This is a genomic window from Kitasatospora sp. NPDC001159, assembly GCF_053598235.1.
In genome coordinates this window covers 1-5,944 of sequence record NZ_JBSFJV010000194.1, presented here as the reverse complement: position 1 = coordinate 5,944, position 5,944 = coordinate 1, and the positions used below count along the sequence as shown (strand labels likewise).

Sequence of the window (5,944 nt, the reverse complement as noted above, 5' to 3'; positions counted from 1 at the left end):
CACGATCCCGATGGATCAAGCCTGCCGTCCGGCGGCCGACACTATGCCTCACCAGCGGAAATACACCGATCACGTCCGATAAGACAACGGCTTCTCAACGCATCAGCCGACACCCCGGGACCCTCCGGCCGCCCAGCAGCACACCCGACCCGGACGCCGCCGCGCAGCCCTGCCGCCGACCATTGGACTCACCGCCATCCACGCCTGCCGCCGCACCACGCACCGTCACAAAGGCGGTCCTTCACCAGGTCGAGCGCCCTCATCCAGCTCGTAAACGCGTGGCACAGCGTCGTCCTCACGGCCGCAGCTGCGCGAGGACGACGACCAGGACGTCGGGAACGTCGGCAGGCACCGAACAGGCCCCGACGGACCCGGTGAAGTCCGGCGTCGGCCATACGGGCAGTCAGTTTTCTGTTCTGTACTACGTGCTTTCCCACACCCACCGTGCATCACCCCCGGAGCCACCTCTCGATAAGCATCACCTGCCCGACGTGCGCAGCCGCGGACGACACCGCCGCCGTACAGGACGCCCTGCTGGACGCCGATCGGCCCCTGGACCCGCCGACCCGGGAGCTGCTGGCGGTGCCGCCGGAGCGCGGGGCCACGACCGGGGTCGCAGTCACCTTCTTCGTTCTGGCCGGCTTCTTCGGCCTGCTGGGCCTGCTGGGCCTGCGCACCCTGCTCTCCGGTGACGACGGTGGGAGCTCCGAGGCCGCGTACCGGGTCGGCTACCACTACGGCGCGTTGCTCGTTGCGGCGGTCCTTCTGGGCATCGGACTCACCGTCCACTCCGACCACCGGAGCCGTCGCAGGGACACGGCCGACCAGTGGCCGCACGACCATGGACAGTGGCAGAAGCTCCAACGGGTGTGGCGGGAGACCTGGTTGTGCCGCCACTGCCGCGTCGCGTTCCTCCCCGCCGCAGCAGTGCGCCCCGAGGCCGCCGCCGCGTCCTGCGTACCGATCACGCAGTTCCCGCAGTGGACCGCCGCCCTCGCCCGTCAGGGCGCGGGCCGCCCCGGTCCCCCAGCCGGCCGGTAGTACCCGGGCCTCGAGGAGCCGCCTGGGCCGTGGTGGAGATCGCGGGCACGTCGGCGGGCCGTGCGGAGCGGTGGGCGGTATGGAAGGTGACGGCGGGTGCGGTGGGGCCCGCTTCGCCGGGCCGGGTCGAAGGCGGGTGCGGTACTGTCGTGGCAGGGCCGGGAAGAAGGGGATCCCGGGCGGGCGTGCACACCATCGGGCGCCACGTCCACGGGGGACGGTCGACTGCGGCACCGAACGCCTTCCCCCCGCCCCGGCACACCTGCGCCGGGCGCTCCACGGGGACGTGTGTACTATCACCCGACGCGCCCAATGCCCAACAGTGTCACGGTCGCTCGCCGGAGGGCGGGCCACCGCGAAAGCGCTGGAACTGTGGTGACATCGGGTCGAACAGGACAGGCCGTGCCGTCGAACGTGGAGTGGTCGAATGCCATCACCGGGGCGCCGCAAGGCCCTCCTCGTCGTGGGCGCCGTCGTCGCCCTGGCTACTCTGTCCGCAGTGGTGCGCTATGCGGACCGCGAGCCCAGAGCTGACGCGGGGCTGTTCAGCCAGGTGCTCCTCAGCGCCGACGGCCGCACCCTCACAACACCGGTCATGTGGGCACCGTGCCAGGAGGCCGAACCGCGGCTGTTTGCGCGCGAGACGCCGCAGACGGTCGCCGCGGATCTGAAGACCGGGCGCACCGTGGACCAGACCCACGAGTGCCCCTCAGCCGGCCGTCTGGTCAGTCTCACACTCCACGCCCCTCTGGGGACCAGACAGCTGTCGGAGGCCAACACGGGAAAGCCCTTCGTCCCGTTCCCCGCCGCCCGGCTCGCCGACGTCGGCTACCTCCCCCCGGGCTTCACCGCGATATCGGACGTCCCACAGGTCTTCGGCTCCGTGGCCGGACCCTGGACTCCCAATCCGTACAACCGCAGCGACACCGTGCCCTCCTGGACCCGCTACTACGCGACCGTCGGCAAACCCGCGCTGAGCATCACCCAAAACCTCCCCGCAGCCGGCACCCACGACCCGGCACCGGGCACCCATGCCGGTCCACCGATGTCCGTCAACGGCCACAGCGCATCCCTCGTGTGCGACACGGATTCCGAACGCGCCCTCACCTGGTCCGACGGCGTCAGTACCTTCACCGTGGTGAGCATCGACCCGCACCACGCGGCGCTCTCGCCCTCCGAGCTCCTCCGGGTGGCCAACGGCCTGCAGAACCCCTGAAAGGCACGAACAGCACGCATCCGTCCTCTGCCTCGGCACCCCGAGCAACGGCGGCCCCGTGCCCCATCACGGATTCGAGGCCGTCCAGGCGCTGCGCGACCCCTGAAGGGTGTCTTTACTGTCGTACGGTGGCTGAGCAGCGGCTTTGCAAGTGGTCGTCTCACGGGCATGATCGGGGTTCGTGGGTCTGCGACTGCTGTACTTGATCTTCTGCCGGGTGTTGGACTGGCTGACACTACTGGGGCGCTCGTCAGCTGCGAGAAACGCCGAGATCCTCGTCCTGCGTCACGAGGTTGCCTTGCTCCGCCGCCAGATCGAGCGACCACGGATGTCGTGGGCCGACCGCGCGGTACTCTCCGCACTCGCCCGAAAGCTACCGACCGCGCTGCGCCGCCACCGGCTGGTCACCCCGGGCACGCTGCTGGCCTGGCATCGGCGCTTGGTCCGCTGGAAGTGGCGACAGCCACCGGCCAGGCCCGGTCGGCCACCGCTGCCCGACGAACTCGTCGCGCTCATCCGGCGCCTGGCCACGGACAACCGGACCTGGGGCTACGTCAGAATCCAAGGGGAGCTTCGACGGCTCGGTCATCGGGTCGCCGCTGCCACCATCCGCCGAGTCCTTCGCCGCCTCGGACTGCCGCCCGCACCGCAGCGCGCCTCCCGGCAGAGCTGGCGGACCTTCCTGCATGCCCAGGCTCACACGCTTCTGGCCTGCGATTTCATGCACGTGGACACCGTTTTCCTCAAGCGCCTGTATGTCTTCTTCGTCATGGAGATCAAGACCCGGCGTGTCCATGTCCTCGGCGTCACCGCCCATCCGAGCGGCGAGTGGGTGGCGCAGCTCGCCAGGAATCTGCTGATGGACCTGGGAGACAGAGCCGGGGGCTTCCGGTTCCTCATCCGCGACCGCGACACCAAGTTCACGGCCGCCTTCGACGCCGTCTTCGCCGGCAACGGCGCGGCCGTGATCCCGACTCCGCCGCAGAGCCCGCGCTCGAACGCCTTCGCGGAACGGTGGATACGCACCGTGCGCGCCGAATGCACCGACCGACTGCTCATCACCGGCGAACGGCATCTGCGCGCCGTCCTCGCCGAGTACACCGAGCACTACAACACCGGCCGCGCCCACCGCGGCCTGGAGCTGCGCGCCCCGGACGACGAACCCAACGTCATCCCGTTGCCCACCGCAGCCATTCGGCGCCGTCGAGTACTCGGCGGACTCCTCAACGAGTACCACGGCGCCCCGATCCAGTCACCTCGCAGCCCGCAGGGAACCCCCAGTTCAGCGGCCTGATCCGAGTTTTGACACCCCTCAGGCCCGCTTCTGGCCGCACCTGGCCCGCAGCCCCTACCGACCGCCGGCCATGGACGAGCTGCCCCACTTCCGCAAGGCGATGCGGCAGATGATCGTCCTCAAGGTGCCGCAGATCCCCGCGCCGGGCTACATGGAGCAGGTCGCCGAGGCCCTCTCCGCCGTGCTGGCCCGCACGGTCACGGCATAGCCGCGAACGCCTCCTGCACCGCCTCGCGCCGCTCGGTCCACCAGGCCAGGAAACGCTCGGCGGGCAGGAACAGGTGGTCGCACGAGTGGTCGTCACGGTCGTAGTGGAAGACCAGCTGCCAGTAGTCCGACATACGCTTCCACCACAACCGCTCCACCGCGTCCGCCAGTGCCGGCACCGGGATCGGCACCACCGACCGGTAGCCGGCAACGAACGCGGACGTCCGCTCCAGGTCTAGGAAACCGTCCTCACCGCCGAACTGCACGGTGGCGGTGCGGGCGACCTCCTCGCCGAACGGGCGCACGCGGATGCGGTCCCAGTCGATCACCCCGGCGATCTTGCCGTCGCGCCACAGGACGTTGCGGTGCTGCACGTCACCGTGCGTCCAGCCCACCGGGCCGGCCGCCACCTCGGTGAGGGGGTGAAAGTGGGCGTACTTGTCGAGCAGTGCCTTGCGCTCGCCCAGCGCGTGGGCCGCCTCGGCGTCGAAAGCTGTCGGGCTGTCCAAGGCGGCGATCAGCCTGAGGAAGCGGTCCGCTTCGGCGCGCGCCCAATACGGGGTGATCACCGGGGCTGCCGGGGGCTCCGATGCCGGCGGCAGCAGGTGGGCGGTTCGCTCGTGGTTCAGGCTCCGGTGGATCTGGCCGAGCAGGACACCGAGGTCCGCCGCCTGGTCCAGGGGGAGTTCCGTCCCGGGCCGGTGGTCGCCTTCCAACCAGGGGATCAGGCAGTAGCCGCGGCCCGCGACCTCCGCAACGGTCTCCCAAGAGGGGGTGGCCATCGGCCGTCCGACCGGAACGCCGGCGTCGGCCAGTTCCGACAGGACCGCGAGGTTGCGGCGGGCGAGCGGCAGCGGCACGTCCACGATCCGCTTCAGGGCGAACGCGCCCTTGGCCGTCTCCAGCCGCCAGTTGCCGTTCATCAGACCGTTGGGCAGGAAGTGGCACGCCTGGATCTCACCGAGCCCGAAGGACTCACCGAGGACCACCAGGTCCTCCTCGATCTTGCTGTAGCGCGAGCCACACGAGGCGTCGTCCATCGCTTCCGTCACCTCAAGCAGGCTAGCGGAGACGAGGGCTAGGCGAGGCCGGTTCGGGCCACCGCTCACCGGCCGAGCGGCGACCGGCTCAGCATCGATGCGGTAGTCCTCACCATGAACGACCGCCCCGAAGAGTTTCCTCGGGCGATGGCCTCGCTCCTCGCCCAGGAGGGGGCCGACCTGCGTGTGGTCATCGTCGGCAACGGCTGCGAACCGGACTACGTGCCTGACGGCGTCACCCCTCTGGCCCTTCCGGAGAACCTGGGGATCCCCGAGGGCCGCAACGTTGGAGCCGACGCCCTGGCCGGACCCGAGGCCGGCGAAATTATCACCGCCACTGCTGCCCGCCGACGAACGGGTCGGCAGGCAGCAAGCTGTCAGTCGGTGGCGGCGTTGAAACCGACTCCGGCCACGTAGCTGTAGGCGTCGTAGTCGGATCTGGTGCTCCCCGCTGTGAGCGGAGAGCACGAGTCGGGGATCGCGTCCGTGGGTCAAATGACCCCGACCCGCGAGAAGACCGCGTGGCTCTTGCACGCGAAGTCCGACTATCCGCTGTGGCCGGAGCCCGGGGCGCTGGTGTGCGGGCTCCGCTTGGTGGACGGCAACGGTGACCTGTGGGGCGCCGTCTACTGGCGTACGACGGGTGCCATCCCCGAGCAGTGGCCAGTTGTTCTGTGGGAGCGCAATCACCCCTTCGTCGAGTTCAACCTGAGCATGACCGGCCTCCTGGTGAAGTGGCTCACCGAGGCCTCGAACATCGACTTCGATCGGCGCCTGGTCTTCGGGACTCCCCATTCACGGTTCATCCACTGGCGCGCCGAGCGCGAGATGCGCGAGCAGAGTATCGACCCCTGGGAGTATCTGGAACCGCTCTACATCGAAGCGAACGAGGCGTGGGAAGAGCAGAACCTGAGGCCTCGTCCCGGGTCGTGACTGTCCCGGCTGGCGCAGTTCGAACGGGCCAGCGACCCACGCCGACGGACGGGTGCTTGAGCTGGAACCACTACAGCGGTGGCGCAGTCACGTATACCAGCCGAACAGGCCAGATCGACTGAGAAGCCGTGATCAAAGCGCTCTTGGGGCTTGAGGGCCGGACGGAGATTCGATTCTCGGTCCCGTTCGGGTGATCGCGTGCCGGCCGGCGCA

The 5,944-nt window shown here is 69.5% G+C and carries 6 protein-coding genes and 1 pseudogene; 6 read left to right on the top strand and 1 reads right to left on the bottom strand.

What is annotated here, in order from left to right; genetic code table 11:
- The first annotated feature begins 444 nt into the window (after positions 1–444).
- The 4 genes from ACWC9T_RS40310 (at position 445) to ACWC9T_RS40295 (ending at position 3,759) form a co-directional block, all read left to right on the top strand.
- The gene (locus ACWC9T_RS40310) at positions 445–1,041 is read left to right on the top strand and encodes a hypothetical protein (RefSeq protein ID WP_449826013.1); all 597 of its coding nucleotides are present in this window, start codon (positions 445–447) and stop codon (positions 1,039–1,041) included.
- Between the two features lie 427 nt (positions 1,042–1,468).
- Positions 1,469–2,257, top strand: coding sequence for a hypothetical protein (locus tag ACWC9T_RS40305; protein ID WP_449826012.1), 789 nt, complete (start codon positions 1,469–1,471; stop codon positions 2,255–2,257).
- A 181-nt stretch (positions 2,258–2,438) separates the two neighbouring features.
- On the top strand, positions 2,439–3,551 hold the full coding sequence (locus tag ACWC9T_RS40300) for a transposase (RefSeq protein WP_449826011.1): 1,113 nt from the start codon (positions 2,439–2,441) through the stop codon (positions 3,549–3,551).
- Between the two features lie 70 nt (positions 3,552–3,621).
- Complete coding sequence (locus ACWC9T_RS40295) at positions 3,622–3,759, top strand: hypothetical protein (RefSeq protein WP_449826010.1); 138 nt, start codon at positions 3,622–3,624, stop codon at positions 3,757–3,759.
- On the opposite strand, the gene ACWC9T_RS40290 is transcribed toward ACWC9T_RS40295, so the two are convergent.
- Positions 3,749–4,810 (bottom strand): phosphotransferase, encoded by a 1,062-nt coding sequence (locus tag ACWC9T_RS40290; RefSeq protein ID WP_449826009.1) that lies wholly within the window; start codon positions 4,808–4,810, stop codon positions 3,749–3,751. The two genes, ACWC9T_RS40295 and ACWC9T_RS40290, sit on opposite strands and share 11 nt — an antisense overlap.
- Positions 4,811–4,912: 102 nt before the next feature.
- On the opposite strand from ACWC9T_RS40290, the pseudogene ACWC9T_RS40285 reads away from it, so the two are divergent.
- Both ACWC9T_RS40285 and ACWC9T_RS40280 read left to right on the top strand, forming a co-directional pair.
- Positions 4,913–5,107, top strand: a pseudogene (locus ACWC9T_RS40285) (glycosyltransferase family 2 protein); the annotation flags it as partial.
- Positions 5,108–5,293: 186 nt separating this feature from the next.
- Positions 5,294–5,731, top strand: a complete 438-nt coding sequence (locus ACWC9T_RS40280; RefSeq protein ID WP_449826008.1) for a hypothetical protein — start codon at positions 5,294–5,296, stop codon at positions 5,729–5,731.
- The last annotated feature ends 213 nt before the right edge of the window (positions 5,732–5,944 follow it).

Excerpts from the sequence above, each read along its gene's own strand:
- ACWC9T_RS40305 (WP_449826012.1), top strand. The coding sequence starts at position 1,469 with ATGCCATCACCGGGGCGCCGCAAGGCCCTCCTCGTCGTGGGCGCCGTC.
- ACWC9T_RS40295 (WP_449826010.1), top strand. The coding sequence starts at position 3,622 with ATGGACGAGCTGCCCCACTTCCGCAAGGCGATGCGGCAGATGATCGTC.
- ACWC9T_RS40280 (WP_449826008.1), top strand. The coding sequence starts at position 5,294 with ATGACCCCGACCCGCGAGAAGACCGCGTGGCTCTTGCACGCGAAGTCC.